This is a genomic window from Dietzia cercidiphylli, assembly GCF_014145145.1.
GTDB lineage: Bacteria > Actinomycetota > Actinomycetes > Mycobacteriales > Mycobacteriaceae > Dietzia > Dietzia natronolimnaea.
Map to the genome: position 1 here is coordinate 1 of NZ_JAALEA010000294.1, position 17,275 is coordinate 17,275.

The window sequence follows — 17,275 nt, forward strand, 5'->3', positions numbered from 1 at the left end:
CGAGGGCAACGGCCGCGCCGCCGCCGTCGCCGCCCTCCTCGCCGCGCGCGCCCACGGGGTGGATCTCGACTTCAGCCGGACCGACCGCGAGTCGTGGGTCCAGGCCGCCGTCTCCTCCATGCCGGCGCCCCCTCGCCGCAGCGTCGATCCGACGGCACACCGGTTCGAATTCCTCCGTGTCACGATGGACCGGTGCGGCACCCCGCACGACACCTGACCACCCGGCACGACCCGCATCGCGGGCCACCACCCGAAGGGAGCACCGTGTCCTCACCCGGACGACCCCGCCTCGTCGGCCGGCGGCGTCCCGGGGCCACCCCGGCGGACGAGATCCTCGACGCGGCGGCGGAGTTGTTCACCACCCGCGGGTACACGGCGACCTCCACGAGGGCCATCGCGGACGCCGTGGGGATTCGCCAGGCGTCGCTCTACACGCACTTCCCCACCAAGGCCGCGATGCTCATCTCCCTCCTCGACTCGACGGTGCGGCCGACCCTCGAGAGCGCCCGGGGGCTCCTCGACGCCAGCCGGGACCCGGGGGAGAGCCTCCTGGCGCTGGCGACGATCGACGTCGAGTGGCTCCTGGCCTCGCGCTGGAACATCGGGATGCTGTACGTGCTCCCGGAGCTGGCCGGGGAGGACTTCGAGGGTTTCCGGGCCGCACGGTCGGAACTGAGGGGGATCTACCGGCAGCTCGTCGCCCGGTGTCGCCCCGACCTCGATCCCGGTGATCCGGATCTCGACCTGCCCTTCCGGGTGGTCGAGTCGGTGATCCCGCACCGGCAGGACCACCCGGGGGTCGTCATCGACGCCGCGCGGTGGGCGGTTGCCGCGACCCGCGTGATCGGCATCGGTTGAGTCGTCGTGTCGTACCCGTGGGGCACCATGGCGATGTGACCGGAACCCAGTCCCGCCCCAGTCCCGACGACGGCTCCCCTCCCTCCACCCTCGCCCCCGTCATCAGCGAGGTCCGTCGGCTCCGCGGTTCCGACCCGATCGGCCGGATCACCGTCATCGTGGCGTCGTTCGGTGCCGCGAGGGACCTCGTCCGGGCGTTGGCGCTGTCCGGGGGCGCGGTGAACGTCGCGGTGCGGACGGCCGCACAGGTGGTGACCGACCTGTCCGCGCCGGCACTGGCCCCTCGCGCGGCCCTACCGTTCCCCCTCCTCGAGGCCGCGGTGGAGAAGGCCCTGGACGCCGACCCTGGTCGCCTGAGTTCGGTCGCCGCCGAGCCGGTCACCGGCCAGGCGGTGGCACAGGCCTGCCTGCGGTTGGGCACCGTGGAGGCGGGGTCGGTGGCGCCGGACAACCCCCTCCATTCCGAGGTGCTCCGGCTGTCGGGGCAGGCACTGTCGATGACCGGTGCCACCTACTACACGCAGTTCGAGGCGGTGTCTGACGCGCTGGGGAGGCTGGACGCACTCGGCCGGATCGTCCTCGCGGCTCCGCTGAGGGGGACGGAGGCCGAACGGCGCCTACGCGCCGCGTTGGACGCGCTCGGGGTCACGCCGGTCCCCGGGACGGGAGCCGACCACCTGGCCTCCGCGGCGGAACCCGACGGCGAGGGCGCGGTCACGGGAACCCACGTGCTGCACGCCTCGGACTCGGACGACGAGGTGCGGGCGGTCGTCCGGTTCGTTCGCTCGCGCCTCTCGGCCGGGATACCGGGGCACCGGATCGGCGTCTACTACCCATCGCCGGATCCCTACCTGCGCCTGCTGCTCCGCGCGTTCGACGAGGCGGAGATCGTCGTCAACGGGCCCTCCGTCACCGATCTCGGCCGCACGCCCGCCGGCCGCTCCCTCACCCGGTTGCTCGAGATCGACCCGGACCTCATGCCGCGGGCCGAACTGCTCTCGATCGTGGCCGAGGGGGCTGTGACGATCCTGGACGACCACGGGGCCCCGGTCTCGTCGCGCCGCCTGGAGTTGCTCACCCGCACGCGTTTCCCCGTGATCGGCGCGGGTGACTGGGCCCGCCTGGCCGACCACCTCGGGGCCCGGCCGGATCCGTCCGGGCCCCGGCCCGACGCCGGGTCCGGGTCCACCGGTGTCGAGTTGACCGACTCCGACCGGGCGGCCGCCGCGGCTCTGCTGCGCCTCGTCGATCAGGTCCGGTCCGCCCTCGCTGCCCTGGACTCCGCACGGACCTGGTCCGAGGTCGCCGCGACGGTGAACTCCATGCTCACCTCGCTTTTCCGGCAGAGCCTCGACCGGGCGGCCGTGCAGGCCGCCGTCGGTTCGCTCGCCGACCTGGACACCATCTCCCCCGCGATCACCCGCGAGCGGATCGTCGGTGCCGTGACCACGCGGCTGGACTCCCTCGCCGACCGGGTCGGCGAGGAGGGATCGGGCGTGAGCCTGGGCCCGATCGACGACGCGGTCGGCCGGGATCTCGACACGGTGTGCGTGGTGGGCATGGCTGAGGGGCTGCTACCCGTCCTCCACCGACCCGATCCGCTCCTGCCCGAGGGCGCGGTCGACCCCTCGGCCTCCGAGCTGCTCGACGAGCGCTACCGGGTGCTCCAACTGGCACTGGCCGCGGGCTCGGCACGACGCCTGTGCTCGTTCCCCCGCGGCTCGATGCGGGGTGGCGGACACCGCATCCCGTCGCGGTGGCTTCTACCCACGCTGTCGCGCCTCGCCGGTCGGCGGGTCCACGCCACCAGGTGGCAGGAGGCCCTGGCGGGGTGCCCCACCGTCACCGCGGTCCCCTCCTTCCTCGACGGCGTCCTCTCCCCGCCGTCCCTCCTGGGTCCCGATCCGGCCACCACCACCGAACTGCGCCTGCGCGAACTCGCGGCCGGCGGGTGGCGGGCGGGGCCGGGGGCGCCGGAGCTGCTACTGCGGGCCCACGAGATGCGCCGGGACCGGAGACTGGGGGTCTTCTCACGGTTCACCGGGGACGTCTCTGCGGTGAACGACCTGGTGACAGTGCTTGACGCGCCGGTCTCACCCACCCGCCTGGAGGACTGGGCCCAGAGTCCCTACCTGTTCTTCCTCGGCACCGTCCTCCGCGTCCGTGTACTCGACGATCCGGCGGCGGACATCGAGATGGACCTGCGCGACTACGGCGACCTGGTCCACGCGATCCTGCAGCGATACGTGTCCGCTCGACTCGAGCTGGGGGCCGGTCCGGACCGGGACCTGCTCATGCGTGCGCTCCGGGACGAGTGCGAGAAGGCCGTCACCGAGGCCCCCGGGTTGCTCGCCCCGCTGTGGCGCCGTCGGCAGATGCTCCTGGCCGCCGAGCTCGGCCGGTGGTTCGAGGAGGACAACACCGATGCCGACGCGGGCTGGCGGCCCACCGCCACCGAACTCGGATTCGGACGCGAGGTACCCGGGGAACCGACGGTCGAGATCCCGTTCGAGGTGACCACCGCCCGCGGACCGGAGACCCTGCTCCTGGCCGGATCGATCGACCGACTCGACGTCCGGGGCGGCACACAACGCGTCACCGACTACAAGACCGGGAAGCCTCCCGGGTCGGAGCAACGCCCGAGCGAGGAGGACCCCACCGTGTCCGGCACCCGGTTCCAGCTCCCCCTCTACGCCGCGGCCGCCGCCGCCCGGGACGTGCCGGTGAGCGAGGTCCGCTACTGGTACTGCACCGAGCGCGGCGGGTTCGAACAGATCTCCCTCGCCGTCTCGGACACCGTCATGGACCGGGTCCGCTCGGACGTCGGGAACCTGGTCGACGCCATCCAACGGGGATGGTTCCCGCTCAAGGGCGGCCGCGGGTCCTCGCGGGACCTCGCCGATCTCCTAGGGGGCGCGGACCTGGATCGGACGTGGGAGAGGCTGTCCAGGCAGGAACCACTGGCGTCCCACCCCGCATTCTCCGGCATCCTCACCGGCGACCAGACCGAGACAGGATCGGACAGCAGTTCATGAGCCAACTCCACGACCAGCCGGCTCGGGATCGGGTCGAGCGCGACACCTCCGCAACCCTGTTCGTCGAGGCAGGAGCCGGGACGGGAAAGACGCACGCCCTGGTCCACCGGCTCGGAACCCTCCTGCTCTCCGACGGCGTGCCCGTGGAGCAGATCGCCGCGATCACCTTCACCGAGAAAGCGGCCGCCGAGTTGCGTGACCGGCTCCGTGTCCACCTGGTGGACCGACGGGACGCCGGAGACCAGCGCGCGGACGCCGCGCTCGCCGGGCTCGACACCGCCGCGATCGGGACCCTGCACTCGTTCGCCCTGCGCCTGCTCTCGGAGAATCCGCTGGAGGCCGGGATCCCCCCGAGGGTGACCGCCCAGCAGGACACCGCCGAGGCCACGGCCGTGGACGCCATGTGGCAGGAATGCGCGACCGTCCTGTTCGGCGGCGACCGGGACGGTTCGCGCTCCGGCGTCCTGGCCCGGGCCGTCGACGACCTGCTCGACGCTGGCGTCGGCACACCCGCCTTCCGCGAGATGGTCGAGGCGCTGCACCGCGACTGGGACCGCCTCCCCACCCGACCCCTCTACTCCGGCGCGCCCGACTCCGAGCTGCCGACCACGCCCGACCTCGCCGAGATCATCGCCGCCGTCGGCTCGATCACCGGGTGGCGCGGATCCTGCCAGGACGAGACGGACAAGTTGTACGAGACCCTCGCTCGGCACGAGGCGTGGCTCACGGACCTGCAATCGGCCACCACGGACCAGACGGCCTCGCCGACCTGGGTGGAGCTCCTGGCCAAACCCTTCGGACCCGGGAACGGGGGCAAGGGCGCGAACTGGGGTGGCGCCGAGACGGTCAAGGAGATCAAGGAGGAGATCAAACGACTGCCCTCGATCTGCACCGAGGTCCTGTCCGCCCACTGGCGCCCACGCATCGCGGTCGTTCTGGACGCTCTCATCCCGGTGATCCGCAGACATGCCGACGACCGGCGCAGACACGGCACGTTGCAGTTCCACGACCAGCTCGTCCTCGCCCGCGAGCTGCTGCAGGACCGGGCGGTCCGGGACCGGGTCAGGGCCAGGTACACACGGATCCTCATCGACGAGTTCCAGGACACCGACCCCATCCAACTCGACCTCGCGACTCTCCTCACCGCCGACGAGTCGGGGCGGCGTCCCGAGTCCGGAAGGCTCTTCACCGTCGGGGATCCCAAGCAGTCCATCTACCGTTTCCGGCGAGCGGACATCTCCACGTACCTGCGCGCCCAGAGCGGCCCCGGCGTCGAGATCGAGCGCCTGAGCACCAACTTCCGCTGCTCACGAGCAGTGCTCGACTGGGTCAACTCGGTGTTCTCCGAGGTCCTGATCTCAGCGAAGGGCGTGCAGCCCGAGTACCGGGACCTGGAACCGGGCCCCGGCCGCCCGCCGTACGACCCGGAGCACGGTCCCCGCCCCTTCGTCTTCCGTTCCGAGGACGTCCCCGAACAACCCGACCACTGTCCCCCGGACGCGACCGACGGCCAGAAACGCCACTGGACCGAGGCCTCGGATGTCGCACGGGTGATCGCGACCGCGATCCGCGAGAAGTGGACACACGAATCCAAGAACGGGGACCAGACTCCGCTCCGCCTGGGCGACATCGCGATCTTGTTGCCCTCCCGGGGTTCGCTGCCGATGATCGAGAAGTGTCTCGACCACGCCGGGATCGACTTCCGGACCGAGGCCTCGTCAATCGTCTACGGCACCCCGGAGATCCGCGACCTTCTCCTCGCGGTGCGGGCCGTGGCCAACACCTCCGACGAGGCCTCCCTCGTCGGTGCGCTCCGCTCACCGCTCTTCGGCTGCGGCGACGACGACCTGCTCCGTTGGCGCGCCGCCGGTGGAACGTGGGCTCCCGGCGCACCGGCGCCCGACGGTGAGGCCCACTCCCCGGTCGCTGAAGGGATCAGCTACCTCTCCGCGCTGGCCCGCGTGACCCGGCGACCGGGCGAGCTGCTGGAGAGGCTCGTCTACGACCGCATGGTCTTCGAGTCGGTCGCCGAGTCGCCGCGTCGCCGCGATCTCTGGCGACGCATCCGTTTCGTGATCGAACACGCCTGGCAGTGGGAGGAGTCCGCGACCGATCCTGCCCGCGCCGACCTGCGGAACTACGCCGACTGGGCGCTGGCCCTCACCGCTGAGGACGCCCGCGTCCCGGAGGCAGCGATCCCCGAGATCGGGGTCGACGCGGTGCGGATCACCACCATCCACGCCTCCAAGGGCCTCGAGTACCCCATGGTCGTCCTCGCCGGGATGAGCCGCGGCTGGCCCGGCGACCGCGACAAGCTCCTGTGGACGGACGACGAGCCGCCCCGCCCCGTTGCCTCCTTCTCCACGCAGGTCCGTGATCCGGGATTCGCGCGAGCCGCAGAGCGCGAGGCCGAGCACTCCCTGGCGGAGCGGATCCGGCTCCTGTATGTGGCCACCACGCGGGCCGAGAGCCGGCTCGCCGTATCCGGCCACGGGTTCGTCCGTGCCAAGTCGAAGCCGCACGCCCCCCTGAAGCTGTGGGGATCACTGTTCGGCTCGGTGATGGAGGAGCCCGACGCGCCGGAGCTCATCCCCTACGAGGAGGGCTTGCTCGATCCGGGCGTGGCACCGGCGGTCGACGTCCCCGACGCGCGAGACTGGGCGGAGCGCAGCCACGCGATCTCCGCCCGATCAGCGGAGCGAGCCGGGTGGTCGGCTACGCGCATCGTCCACCCTGCGGCCGCCGAAACCCCGCCCGCAACGGAGGGGCTCCCTCTCCCTGAGCAGCTGGCCGCCGCCCTGCGGAACCGTTTCGCGCCCGCACCCGCGCGTGAGGATGAATTGCCGCCCGCACCGCGGAGCGTCCCGCTGGCCTCCGGCCCCGACGTCGGCACCGCGGTCCATCACCTCGCCGAACACACCGATCTCACCGAGCTCACCGCCGACTCGACAGACACCACGGACCCGTCCTCGGTCATCCGGGGCTGGGAACAGTGGGCCGCGGATCAGCTCACCGCCCTCGGACTGGCCGGAGATCTCCACGGCACCCGGACCCCCGCGGCCGTCGAGGAGATGGTCGCCGTCGCCCGGACGGCCCTCACCTCGGAACCCGTCAGGCGGGCGGCCGCCCGCCCTCACTGGGCGGAGTTGCCGGTCGCGGGCACCCTCGCCACGGCCGACGGCACGCCGGTGGCGGTGGACGGGGTGGTCGACCTGGTCGTGGACGAACCCGACGGGTCGCTGTCCGTCATCGACTACAAGACCGATGTCAGCGTGACCACCGGAACCGTAGACGAGTACCTGCTGCAGTTGTGCGCGTACGCCGAACTGCTCGGCACGACCACCGGCCGGACGGTCTCGCGCGTCGAACTCGTGTTCTGCCGAGGCAGCCGGGCCACCGTCGTCGGACGGGACCTCAGGTGAGGTTGGTCCACACCACCCGGCCGTTCGTCGCGGCAGCGACCGCGGCGTCACAGGGTTCACCGGTGGTCAACGCCTGGTACAGCTCGACCAGCAGGTCGACGACCGAATCCCACACGCGGTGGAGCGGTTCCTCCCCGCCGTACGCCCAGATGGACCCGGCGTCCGGCCCGTTCCGATAGGACACCGCGTACCCGTACCCGCGGCGCTCCGCGATCGGCCACAGGCGACCGGTCCAGGTCGCCCCGGACACCGGTTCCGGACCGAGTCCGCCGACGGCCATCGCGTGCTCGAACCTCCTCGCCTGGACCTCGAAACCCTCGGCGGCGCCGAGCGGTTCGGCGAACGGCAACAGACCCTCGACCGAATCCAGGCCTGTCCGGCGCAGATGCCACAGCAGAGTCCGGATCCCCACCGAATCGTCGACACCGCAGCTGTCGAGGAGGGTCCCGGTCCGGCTGTCGGACGCGCGGGGATCATCCAGCCACGCACCGGGGACGCTCTCCACCTGCAGGAGGGCTGCGATCGCGTCGCAGAGCTCCCCGACCTGTTCGTCGAGCACGACCGCGGCCTCGTCGACACGACCGGACCGCGATCGACGGACGACGTGGTCGGAGGGCCCCGGGTCCTCGGTGATCACGGGCGGCGGAGCGGTCGGGCCCCGGCCCTGTTCATCGTCCATCGCCCGTCGGATCCCGTCGAGGGCGCCGTCGAACTCGGCGCCCCACTCCGCCCGCGCCGCGGACTCCGGTTCCGGCGCCCGCGCCGCCTGTCCCGGCGCCGGGTCGAGCTCGACCTCGTCCTTTCGGACCACCGGGATCGCCCCGGTGACATCGGCGAAGAGGTCCAGCCGTGCACGTCGGCTGTCGCGCATCCGGTCACGCTCGGACCGCGTGAACGACAGCACCGGAAGGGTGAGGAGCAGCGCGGCCTGTCTACCCGAGAACCCGAATCCCAGCTTGAGGGCGCGTCGCGCGTCGACAGGGGATTCCGCCTGCCGGATCGTCTCCATCACGGCATCCAGGTCCTCGCACGCCAGGAGTACCGCCTCGGCCTCGTCCCACGCCCTCCCGGCATCGCCCCCGGGCTCGAACCAGCCTCCGACCGCACCCACAGCACCCATACCAGTCCCCCGATCTTTCCCACACCAGAACGGATCCGGCCCCCACCGGATCAGTCCCGAATCCTACGCCCGCCGACCCGCCCGTGGTCATGCAGCCACACGGCCCGGGGCAGGGTGATCCCGGTCGATTGTGACCGATCTCTCCGCCAGCTGCGGAACGCTGACCAGCACTTTCCGTTTTTCCAGCAGTTCCACAGGGATGGCGGAGGATACCTCTGGAAACGGGACGTATCGTCCTGGACATGAACGGACAACTGATGCTCGAGGACGGGGACCGGAGCCGCTCCACCCCGACGCCTCCTGCGGAGGTCGCCCCGGCGCAGGACGACCCCGGCCGTGACGCCCCGGTGGATCGCGAGGTGACCCCGGCCGCGGTCTTCCCGGCGCCGTTGACCACGGTCTCGGCCGCGGCGACAGGGGGGCTGATCGGCCTCGGGGCGGTCTACGGCGTCGCCGCGCGGCTCGCCGACACCCTGGTCGGGGTGGCGGTCCTCGTGCTGGTGTTCGCGTTGACCATGGCCGGTCCCAGGGTCCACTCCGTGGCCCGGTCCGAGTTGGGTCGCACCATCGCGGTGATCCTCGAGGCGATCGCCTTCGGCGGTGTGCTCGGCGCCGTCATCGTCCTGTTCTGAGGCGGGCCCCCAACTCATCCACCAGGTCCTCCTCCACCCCGGCGCCGTCCACGAGGTATCGACGGACGTCACCGAATTCTCGGTCCAACGCGGTCAGCGAACGCCGGATGTTGCTCTCCTCGACCCCGATGAGCACGTCGATCGCGTCGAGACGCTCGGGCATCTCCTCCCGGACGTACGCCCGGATGGCGTTGACGAAGTCGACGGACAGCTCGCGGGTCAGCATGTAGTCGGCGATCACGTCCTCTTCGCGGACGCCGGCGAGCAACTGCAGTACCGCGGAGGTCCAGCCCGTCCGGTCCTTCCCGGCCGTACAGTGCACGATCGCCGGGCCCGTCGACCCCGCCACGGCGCTGACCGCGCGGCCGAAACCGGACCGCTCGTCGTCGCCGAGGACGAACCGCTCGTACATGATCGCCGTCTCGCGTCGGGCGTCCTCCACGCTGAACGTCCCGACCCCGGTGAATGCGGCCGCGGAGGTGTTCCCGGCGAGGACGTCGATGGCCAGGTAGTCGGCGCCGGCGGGGATCACGTCGGGCTGCCTGGTGATCTCGTCGCCGGTCCGCAGGTCCACGATGGTGCTCACCCCGAGCCGTTCGAGCACCCCGAGGTCGTCCTCACCGACGGACAACGTGGTGGATCGGTAGACCACACCGCGGGCCATGCTCCCAGACGGGTGGAGCGCGTAGCCCGGGCCCGCGACATCACGGAAGTTGTGCACGCTCGTCAGTCGGACGTCGCCGGAGGCCGGCCCGGATGCGCCGACCTCAGCCCCCACCTCCCCGACGACCTCGGCGTCGACCCCGGTGGTCATGCGCGCGTCTGCGCCCATCCCGCGTCCCCTTCGGCTCCCGCGCGCCCGGATGACGCACCACCCCTCCGTTCCTACCGGATCGCGGATACCGGTGCGAGGCGGCGTCCGCGGAACCGCATCTCACCGCGCTGCTGTCCCACCCGTCACCCGGGACCCGGTTCGCCGTGCCCCGGTGGGGACCCGGCCGGCCAGGCCAGCGTGGTCGGGGTGGAACGGCCCCTGAGCTCCACCGTCCCGCCCGTGGTCCATCGCTCTGCCTCGGGATCCGCGGCCACCCGGAGCGCGGCCTCGGAGGCCAGCACCCGGGTGGGGTGCTCCTTGGCCATCTCGCACAGCCGCGCGGCCTCGTTGACCGCGTCCCCGATCACCGTGTACTCGAACCGGGTCGCGGACCCGACGTATCCGGCCACCACCTCCCCGTAGGAGACCCCTATCCCGGCCTGGCAGTCGGGGACCAGCTCGGGCAGCGCCCGGGCCAGGTCCCGGGCCGAGGCGAGGACCGCCGTCGCGGGGTCGGCGATGGGCGCGGGGGCCCCGAACACGGCCAGCGCCGCGTCGCCCTGGAACTTGTCGAGCAGGCCGCCGTGGGATTCGACCCGGTCCACGACCACCTCGAAGAACGCGTTGAGGGTCTCGACGACCTCCCGGGCGGGGCGCGTGGAGGCGAGCCGGGTGGAGCCGATGAGGTCGACGAACAGCACGCCGACGTACGTGGTGTCGCCGCCGAGATGGGGTTCCTGGATCTCGGCGGCCTTCGCGACCTGGCTACCCACATGGCGGACGAACAGCTCGCGCAGACGCTGACGCTCGCGGATCATCTCCGCCATCCGGTTGAACCCCCGCTGCAACTGCCCGAGCTCGGTCCCGTCGAACACCTCGACGCGCGCGTCGAGGTCGCCACCGGCGAGGTCCTCCATGGCCCAGCGGACGGAGTACACCGGGGCGAGCAGGGCGGAGACGAGCAGCCAGGTCGCGGCGAAGCCGGCCGCGAGGGCCCCGAGGCCGAGGATCCCCACGATGGTCACGAGCCGCGAGACCGGGAATTGGTTGTTCGCCGCGGCGTAGGCACTGAGCAGAACGAGTCCGATGAGGGGTAGACCGGAGCTCACCACCCAGAAGGCCTGCAACCGTCCGCGCACGCCGATGACCGGGGAGTGCAGTGTCGGCCCGGCCTCCAGGGCGAGCGCGGCGAGGGGCCGCAGCGCGATCTCGGCGACGATGTAGGCCGTTCCACAGCTCAGGGACCCGATCACCACGATCGCGCCCGCGACGACCCACAGGGCCTGGACATCCTCGAGCGCGAACGCCACCGCGACGACCGTCCCGCCCGCCGCCCAGAGTGCCCCGGTCCGCAGGGTGATCCCGAGCGGCGCCGACAGGCACCGCGCCTGCTCGGCGGCGGTCGGCGGCCGGCTCTCCTCGGCCCACCTCATCCAGTTGGTCACCACCCTCAGGAGCCACCACGACCCGAGGGCGATGCCGATCAGGGCGGTCACCGGGGTCACCACCAGGGCCGCCGGGCTGAACCGCCCGGAGATGACCTGCTCGAGGGGCAGCAGTAGTCCGATCACGATCCAGACCCCCACCACCCCGAGCCCGTGCGTGATCACCAGCATCCGGGTGAGCACCCGCTGGACCCGCTGCTTCCGTCGAGGGGGTTCCTCCCGCTGGAGCCCGAGCATGCGGGTGCCCCACGGCGGGCGGGGGGCGTGCGCTGAAGGGAAGGTCACGGGGGAAGGAGTCCTACCGGGCGGGGGATGGGTGTCCATCGTCGCGCGAGTGGCGTCCGCACGCGCCCGGAATCGCAGTCCGCATCGTCGGATGGATCACATCTAATGCGCTAACTTAACTTCATGACCACGCCTCAGTTCAACCCCGGCCACGACATGCGTCACGAGACCTTCGGCGAGATCCTCCTCGAGCGCTCGACCGACGACCATCCCGGTCTCCTCTTCGAGGACTCGAGCTGGACGTGGCGGGAGTTCGTGGCGGAGAGCGCGGTCCGCGCCGCGATCCTGGCCGACTGGTCCGTCAGGCACGCCGATGCGTACGCCGGCCGTCCCGAGCGTTTCCGCCACCTGCACGTCGGCGTCCTGCTGGAGAACGTCCCCGAGTACCTGTTCCTCCTGTCCGGGGCCTCCATGGCGGGTGTGACGATCATCGGCATCAACCCCACCCGGCGGGGTGCCGAGCTGGCCTCGGACATCCGCGGGGTGGACTGCGACGTGATCGTCACCGACGCCCACGGCGCCGGGCTGCTCGACGGCCTCGCCCTGGCCGACGGGACGGGGGGCGTCGTGGCCGTGCACGAGGTGGACTCCACCGGGTGGCAGGACCTGCTGGCCGCACACGCCGGGGCGGAGCCCCGGCTCCACGACGCCGCCCGGGACCCCCACACCCTGCTCGCGCTGCTGTTCACCTCGGGCTCCACGGGCGCACCCAAGGCCGTCATGTGCTCGACCGGCCGTCTCGCGATGCTCGGCACGATCAACTACCGCAACCTGGTGAGGGACGACGTCGCCTACAGCGCGATGCCGATGTTCCACGGCAACGCGATGTTCGCCGCGTTCGCCCCCGCCGCGTTCGTCGGGTGCACGTTCGCGATGCGTCGGAAGTTCTCCGCCTCGGGGTTCCTGCCCGACGTGCTGCGTTTCGGCGCCACCTACGTCAACTACGTGGGCCGCTCGCTGTCCTACATCCTCGCCCAGCCCGAGCGTCCGGAGGAGAAGCAGACCCGCCTGCGCACCGTCTTCGGGACCGAGGCCTCGAGCCACGACCGCGCCGAGTTCGCCCGCCGCTTCGGCGTCGAACCGGGCGAGTCGTACGGCTCCAGCGAGGGCGGGGTCGTGATCGGCCGCACCTCGGACACCCCGCCGGACGCGCTCGGCGTCGCGGGTGCCTACATGGACGTCGCGATCCTCGACGAGGACGGCCGCGAGTGCCCGCGTGCCGAGTTCGACGCCGACGGGGGCCTGGCCAACGCCGACGAGGCGATCGGGGAGATCTGCAACCTCACCGGCGCCGCCATGTTCGAGGGGTACTACCGCAACCCGGAGGCCACCGCCGAGCGCAACATCGGCGAGGTCTACCACTCCGGCGACCTCGGCTACCGGGACGCCGACGGGTTGTTCTACTTCGCCGGCCGCTCCGGGGACAAGATCCGCGTGGACAGCGAGAACTTCTCCGCCGGCCCGGTCGAGCGGATCCTCGACCGCTTCCCCGGCGTCCTGGTGGTGGCCGTCTACCCCGTGCCGGATCCCCGCACGGGCGACCAGGTCATGGCGGCCATCCAGCTCGAGCCGGGCGTGGCGTTCGACCCGGCCGCGTTCTCCGAGTTCTGCCGGACCCAACCCGACATGGGGACCAAGTGGGCACCGCGCTTCGTGCGGATCATGGAGACGATGCCGGTCACCGCGACCCGGAAGATCGCCAAGCCCGACCTGCGCCGGCAGTCGTGGACCGGGCCCGGTGAGGTCTACGTGCGCGGCGGCGCCGCGTTGGTGGGAGGGGACGACGACGACGAGTTCCGGCCGCTGACCAGCGTGGTGCGCGACTCGGTGCTCGAGCAGTACAGTCTCCACGGTCGGCAGCCGACCGGGGTCTGAGCAGCGGCGGCGTCAGCTCAGGATGCGCAACTGGAACGGGTAGTTGATCATCCGGCCGCGGGTGGCCCGCACCGTACCGATCAGGTGGCCGACGATCTGGAGGACGAAGGAGACCGCCAACAGCACCAGCCCGATCGGGATGCCGATCACCGTGATGATGAAGATCCACCCGACGATGCTCATGATCCACAGGCCGACGTTGAAGTTGAACGACCCCGCGGCCGCCTGCCGGACGAACGGACTGCGGTCCTTGTAGATCAACCACATCACGAGCGGCCCGACGAAGGAGAGCCACCCGGCAGACAGCGCCATGGCGATGAGGCTGGACGCGTGCGCGAGGGCGGCGGGGGTGCGGTCGTCGGGCCCGGCCACGGGCTGGTCTCCGAACTGCTGCGTCCCGTACTGCGGGTCGCCGTGCTGCGGGAATCCGGGCTGCTGAGTCATGGCCCCAGTGTGCGCCTCCCGCGGCTGCGGGACATCAGGGATGTCCCCCGTGTCGTCCTGTTCCGCAGCCGGGGTCCACGGCCCATCGGGGCGCCGGGCGTCCCCGCCCCCCGCAATCCCACGTTTCACCCGCCTGTCACATGCCCCGCCTACCCTGGCGGCCATGGCAGACACCCCACAGGATCACCCCACGACCGACCCGGGGACCGATCCCCTCGCCCGGGCGGTGGCCCCGCTGCGGGACGACGTCCGTTTCCTCGGCTCCCTGCTCGGCGAGACGATCCGGGAGCACGCCGGGGACCGGGTGTTCGATCTGGTCGAGACGGCCCGCCGGACGGCGTTCGCGGTCCGTCGCTCGGAGGCCGACAGGGACGAGGTGTCCGCCCTGTTCAAGGACATCAGCGCCGCCGACGCGATTCCGGTCATCCGTGCGTTCTCCCTGTTCGCGCTCCTGGCCAACGTGGCGGAGGACCTGCACCAGGAGCGCCGCAGGCGGATGCACCGGGCCGCCGGCGAGGCGCCGCCCGACGGGGACCTGGAGGTCACGTGGACCCGGTTGGCGGGGCTGCTGGAGGGGGACGGCGACGAGCGACTGGCCGCCGTACGCGCCACCGCCCGCGTGTCCCCGGTCCTCACCGCGCACCCCACGGAGACCCGTCGCCGGATGGTGTTCGAGGCCACCCGACGGGTGCACGTCCTCATGGGCCGTCGCGACGGCCTGCGCTCGGTGGAGCAGGACCCCGTGACGGAGGCGGAGCTCGCCGAGCTCGAGCTCGAGCTGCGCAGGCTCGTCCTCGCGCTGTGGCAGACCGCCCTCATCCGCAACGAGCGTCCCCACATCGAGGACGAGGTGATGGCCGGGCTCCAGTACTACGAGGCCACTCTCCTCGAGGTGATCCCGCCGCTCAACGCCCAGATCGACGACCGCTTCGGGTGCGGGGGCCGCGCGGTGGTGCGTCCCGGTTCGTGGATCGGCGGCGACCGCGACGGCAACCCGTACGTCACCGGTGACGTGGTGCGGTTCGCCACCGACCGGGCGGCCGAGCTGCTCCACGGCCACTACGCCGAGCAGTTGCGCCTCCTCGAGCGTGAGTTGTCGATGTCGGCCCGGATCGTGGAGGTCGACCCCGGGATAGCCGCGTTGGCCGACTCCCTTACGGACACCGAGGTCGAGGGGAGCCCGGCACGGGAGGACGTGCCGTTCCGCCAGGCGGTCCGGGTGGTCCGTCGCCGGCTCGCCGCGCGCGCCCGTGCGACCGGGTCGTCGCTCCCCCGCTCGGTGCTGCTGTCCGCCGGTCGACTCATCGGCCTGGACGACGACCCCCCGTACGCCGGCCCGGAGGAGATGGCGGCGGACCTCGAGACGATCGACGCCGGGCTCTCCGCGGTGGGGTCCGACCTGCTGCGCGCCCCGCGACTGCGGGACCTGCGGTGGGCGCTGAACTCGTTCGGGTTCCACCTGCAGTCCCTGGACATGCGCCAGAACTCGGAGTCGCACGAGGATCTGCTCACCGAGCTGTTCGCGCTCGCCGGGGTCTCCGAGGACTACGCGGCGCTCGACGAGGACGCCCGCGTCGAGCTCCTGCTCGGCGAGCTCTCCCACGATCGTCCGCTGCTGGGCGTCCGGGCGGAACTCTCGGAGTTCGCGGCCAAGGAGATGGGCGTGCTGCACGCCGCCGCGGAGGCGGTGGCCGGGCTCGGTCCCGACGTGGTGCCGCACTACATCGTGTCGATGTGCGGCTCGGTGTCCGACCTGCTCGAACCCGCCGTTCTCCTCAAGGAGGTCGGACTGTTCTCCGGCAGCCCGGACGAACCCCGGTCGACCGTGCGCCTCATCCCGTTGCTGGAGACCATCGACGACCTCGCCGGCGGGGCCCGGATGCTCGATGCGGCCCTGGCACTCCCCCAGTTCCGCGCACTCGTACGGTCCCAGGAAGACGTGCTCGAGATCATGCTGGGGTACTCGGACTCCAACAAGGACGGCGGGTACCTCGCCGCCAACTGGTCGCTCTACGAGGCCGAGCTCGCGCTCGTCGACGCGGCGGCCCGTGCGGATGTGCACCTGCGCTTCTTCCACGGCCGGGGCGGCGCCGTGGGTCGCGGAGGCGGCAACTCCTACGACGCGATCCTCGCGCAGCCTCCGGGCGCGGTGCAGGGCGCGTTGCGGATCACCGAACAGGGGGAGATCATCTCCGCCAAGTACTCGGAGCCGGTCCGCGCCCGCCGCAATCTCGAGGCACTGGTGGCGGCCACGCTCGAGGTCTCGCTGCTCGACGTCGAGGGTCTGGGTGACGACGCCGAGCAGGCCTACGCGGTGATGGCCGCGCTCGCGAGGCTCGGCCGCGAGGCCTACGCCGAGCTGGTGCACGAGGACCCCGGCTTCATCGAGTACTTCACCACCTCCACGCCGCTCAGCGAGATCGGCGAGCTCAACATCGGCTCCCGCCCCACGTCCCGCAAGCAGACCTCGACGGTCGACGACCTGCGCGCCATCCCCTGGGTGCTGTCGTGGTCGCAGTCCCGCGTCATGCTGCCCGGCTGGTTCGGCGTGGGCAGCGCCCTCAAGCGCTGGGTCGAGGACGGCGGGCGTGAGACCGACGGGGGTACGGCCGCCAGGGGTGCGGCCGCCAGGGGCGCCGCCGACGGTGACGCGAATGCCGGCGACGCCGCCGCGGGCGGGACGGACGGCGAGGAGCGGTTGGCCACGCTGCGGCGCCTCTACCGGGACTGGCCGTTCCTGCGCACCACGCTGTCCAACATGGCGCAGGTCATGGCCAAGGCCGACATGGGCCTCGCGGCCCGGTACGCCGAGCTGGTCCCGGACGCCGAGGTGGGCAGGAGGATCCACGGGGTGATCTCCGACGAGTTCGACCTCACCCGCGAGATGCTGCTGGCCGTGACAGGGCAGGAGACCCTGTTGGACGACAACCCGGCGCTCGCCCGCTCCGTCCGGAACCGGTTCCCGTACCTCGAACCGCTCAACGTGCTGCAGGTGGAGTTGCTGCGGCGCTACCGCGCGGGCGACCGGGACCCCGACGTGCGGACGGGCATCCAACTGACGATGAACGGCCTGGCCACCGCGCTGCGGAACTCGGGCTGAGCCCCCCATCACCCCGTCACCACATCCTCGTCGAGAAGAGCGTTCCGCACGCGTTTCCCGAGTGGCGATGTGCGAAACGCTCTTCTCGATGCCCCGGCCGGGCCGCTAGCGCAGTTGCCGCTGCGCGAGCGGGATGAGCAGCACGCACGCCACCGCCAGGGCCGCGATCCACGGCACCGGTCCGCCCAGACGGGAGAGCACCGCGAGCACATACGGCGTCCCCATCCCGAGGTAGGCCAGGACGT

The 17,275-nt window shown here is 71.8% G+C and carries 11 protein-coding genes; 7 read left to right on the forward strand and 4 right to left on the reverse strand.

Annotated features, from left to right (window positions below; genetic code table 11):
• The 4 genes from G6028_RS10995 to G6028_RS11010 form a co-directional block, all read left to right on the forward strand.
• On the forward strand, nt 1–217 hold a 217-nt coding region (locus G6028_RS10995; protein ID WP_182658862.1), incomplete at its 5' end, for a hypothetical protein.
• 47 nt (nt 218–264) lie between these two features.
• A complete protein-coding gene (locus G6028_RS11000) occupies nt 265–858 on the forward strand; it encodes a TetR family transcriptional regulator (RefSeq protein ID WP_182658863.1) in 594 nt (197 codons plus the stop codon).
• 35 nt (nt 859–893) lie between these two features.
• Nucleotides 894–3,893, forward strand: a complete 3,000-nt coding sequence (locus G6028_RS11005; protein ID WP_182658864.1) for a PD-(D/E)XK nuclease family protein — start codon at nt 894–896, stop codon at nt 3,891–3,893.
• Nucleotides 3,890–7,315: a UvrD-helicase domain-containing protein gene (locus G6028_RS11010; protein WP_182658865.1), complete on the forward strand. Its 3,426-nt coding sequence runs from the start codon at nt 3,890–3,892 to the stop codon at nt 7,313–7,315. Before G6028_RS11005 ends, G6028_RS11010 begins: the two co-directional genes overlap by 4 nt.
• On the opposite strand, the gene G6028_RS11015 is transcribed toward G6028_RS11010, so the two are convergent.
• Nucleotides 7,308–8,435: a DNA gyrase subunit A gene (locus G6028_RS11015; RefSeq protein WP_182658866.1), complete on the reverse strand. Its 1,128-nt coding sequence runs from the start codon at nt 8,433–8,435 to the stop codon at nt 7,308–7,310. The genes G6028_RS11010 and G6028_RS11015 overlap by 8 nt on opposite strands.
• Nucleotides 8,436–8,677: 242 nt before the next feature.
• Here G6028_RS11015 and G6028_RS11020 point away from each other — a divergent pair, with 242 nt between their 5' ends.
• A complete protein-coding gene (locus tag G6028_RS11020; RefSeq protein WP_182658867.1) occupies nt 8,678–9,067 on the forward strand; it encodes a hypothetical protein in 390 nt (129 codons plus the stop codon).
• Here G6028_RS11020 and G6028_RS11025 read toward each other — a convergent pair.
• Both G6028_RS11025 and G6028_RS17925 read right to left on the reverse strand, forming a co-directional pair.
• On the reverse strand, nt 9,051–9,899 hold the full coding sequence (locus G6028_RS11025) for a tyrosine-protein phosphatase (protein WP_241730688.1): 849 nt from the start codon (nt 9,897–9,899) through the stop codon (nt 9,051–9,053). The two genes, G6028_RS11020 and G6028_RS11025, sit on opposite strands and share 17 nt — an antisense overlap.
• 125 nt (nt 9,900–10,024) lie before the next feature.
• Nucleotides 10,025–11,611 (reverse strand): adenylate/guanylate cyclase domain-containing protein, encoded by a 1,587-nt coding sequence (locus G6028_RS17925; protein WP_182658868.1) that lies wholly within the window; start codon nt 11,609–11,611, stop codon nt 10,025–10,027.
• Nucleotides 11,612–11,734: 123 nt separating this feature from the next.
• On the opposite strand from G6028_RS17925, the gene G6028_RS11035 reads away from it, so the two are divergent.
• On the forward strand, nt 11,735–13,486 hold the full coding sequence (locus G6028_RS11035; protein WP_241730689.1) for an AMP-binding protein: 1,752 nt from the start codon (nt 11,735–11,737) through the stop codon (nt 13,484–13,486).
• A 12-nt stretch (nt 13,487–13,498) separates the two neighbouring features.
• Here the strand turns inward: G6028_RS11035 and G6028_RS11040 are convergent, their stop codons facing one another.
• Nucleotides 13,499–13,930, reverse strand: coding sequence for a DUF4870 domain-containing protein (locus G6028_RS11040; protein WP_182658869.1), 432 nt, complete (start codon nt 13,928–13,930; stop codon nt 13,499–13,501).
• Between the two features lie 163 nt (nt 13,931–14,093).
• On the opposite strand from G6028_RS11040, the gene ppc reads away from it, so the two are divergent.
• Complete coding sequence (gene ppc, locus G6028_RS11045) at nt 14,094–17,030, forward strand: phosphoenolpyruvate carboxylase (protein ID WP_241730690.1); 2,937 nt, start codon at nt 14,094–14,096, stop codon at nt 17,028–17,030.
• The last annotated feature ends 245 nt before the right edge of the window (nt 17,031–17,275 follow it).

Bases quoted from the DNA above. Each gene is read 5' to 3' on its own strand.
- G6028_RS11010 (WP_182658865.1), top strand. From the start codon at position 3,890: ATGAGCCAACTCCACGACCAGCCGGCTCGGGATCGGGTCGAGCGCGAC.
- G6028_RS11035 (WP_241730689.1), top strand. From the start codon at position 11,735: ATGACCACGCCTCAGTTCAACCCCGGCCACGACATGCGTCACGAGACC.
- G6028_RS11025 (WP_241730688.1), bottom strand. From the start codon at position 9,899: ATGGGCGCAGACGCGCGCATGACCACCGGGGTCGACGCCGAGGTCGTC.
- G6028_RS11020 (WP_182658867.1), top strand. From the start codon at position 8,678: ATGAACGGACAACTGATGCTCGAGGACGGGGACCGGAGCCGCTCCACC.
- G6028_RS11015 (WP_182658866.1), bottom strand. From the start codon at position 8,435: ATGGGTGCTGTGGGTGCGGTCGGAGGCTGGTTCGAGCCCGGGGGCGAT.
- G6028_RS11040 (WP_182658869.1), bottom strand. From the start codon at position 13,930: ATGACTCAGCAGCCCGGATTCCCGCAGCACGGCGACCCGCAGTACGGG.
- ppc (WP_241730690.1), top strand. From the start codon at position 14,094: ATGGCAGACACCCCACAGGATCACCCCACGACCGACCCGGGGACCGAT.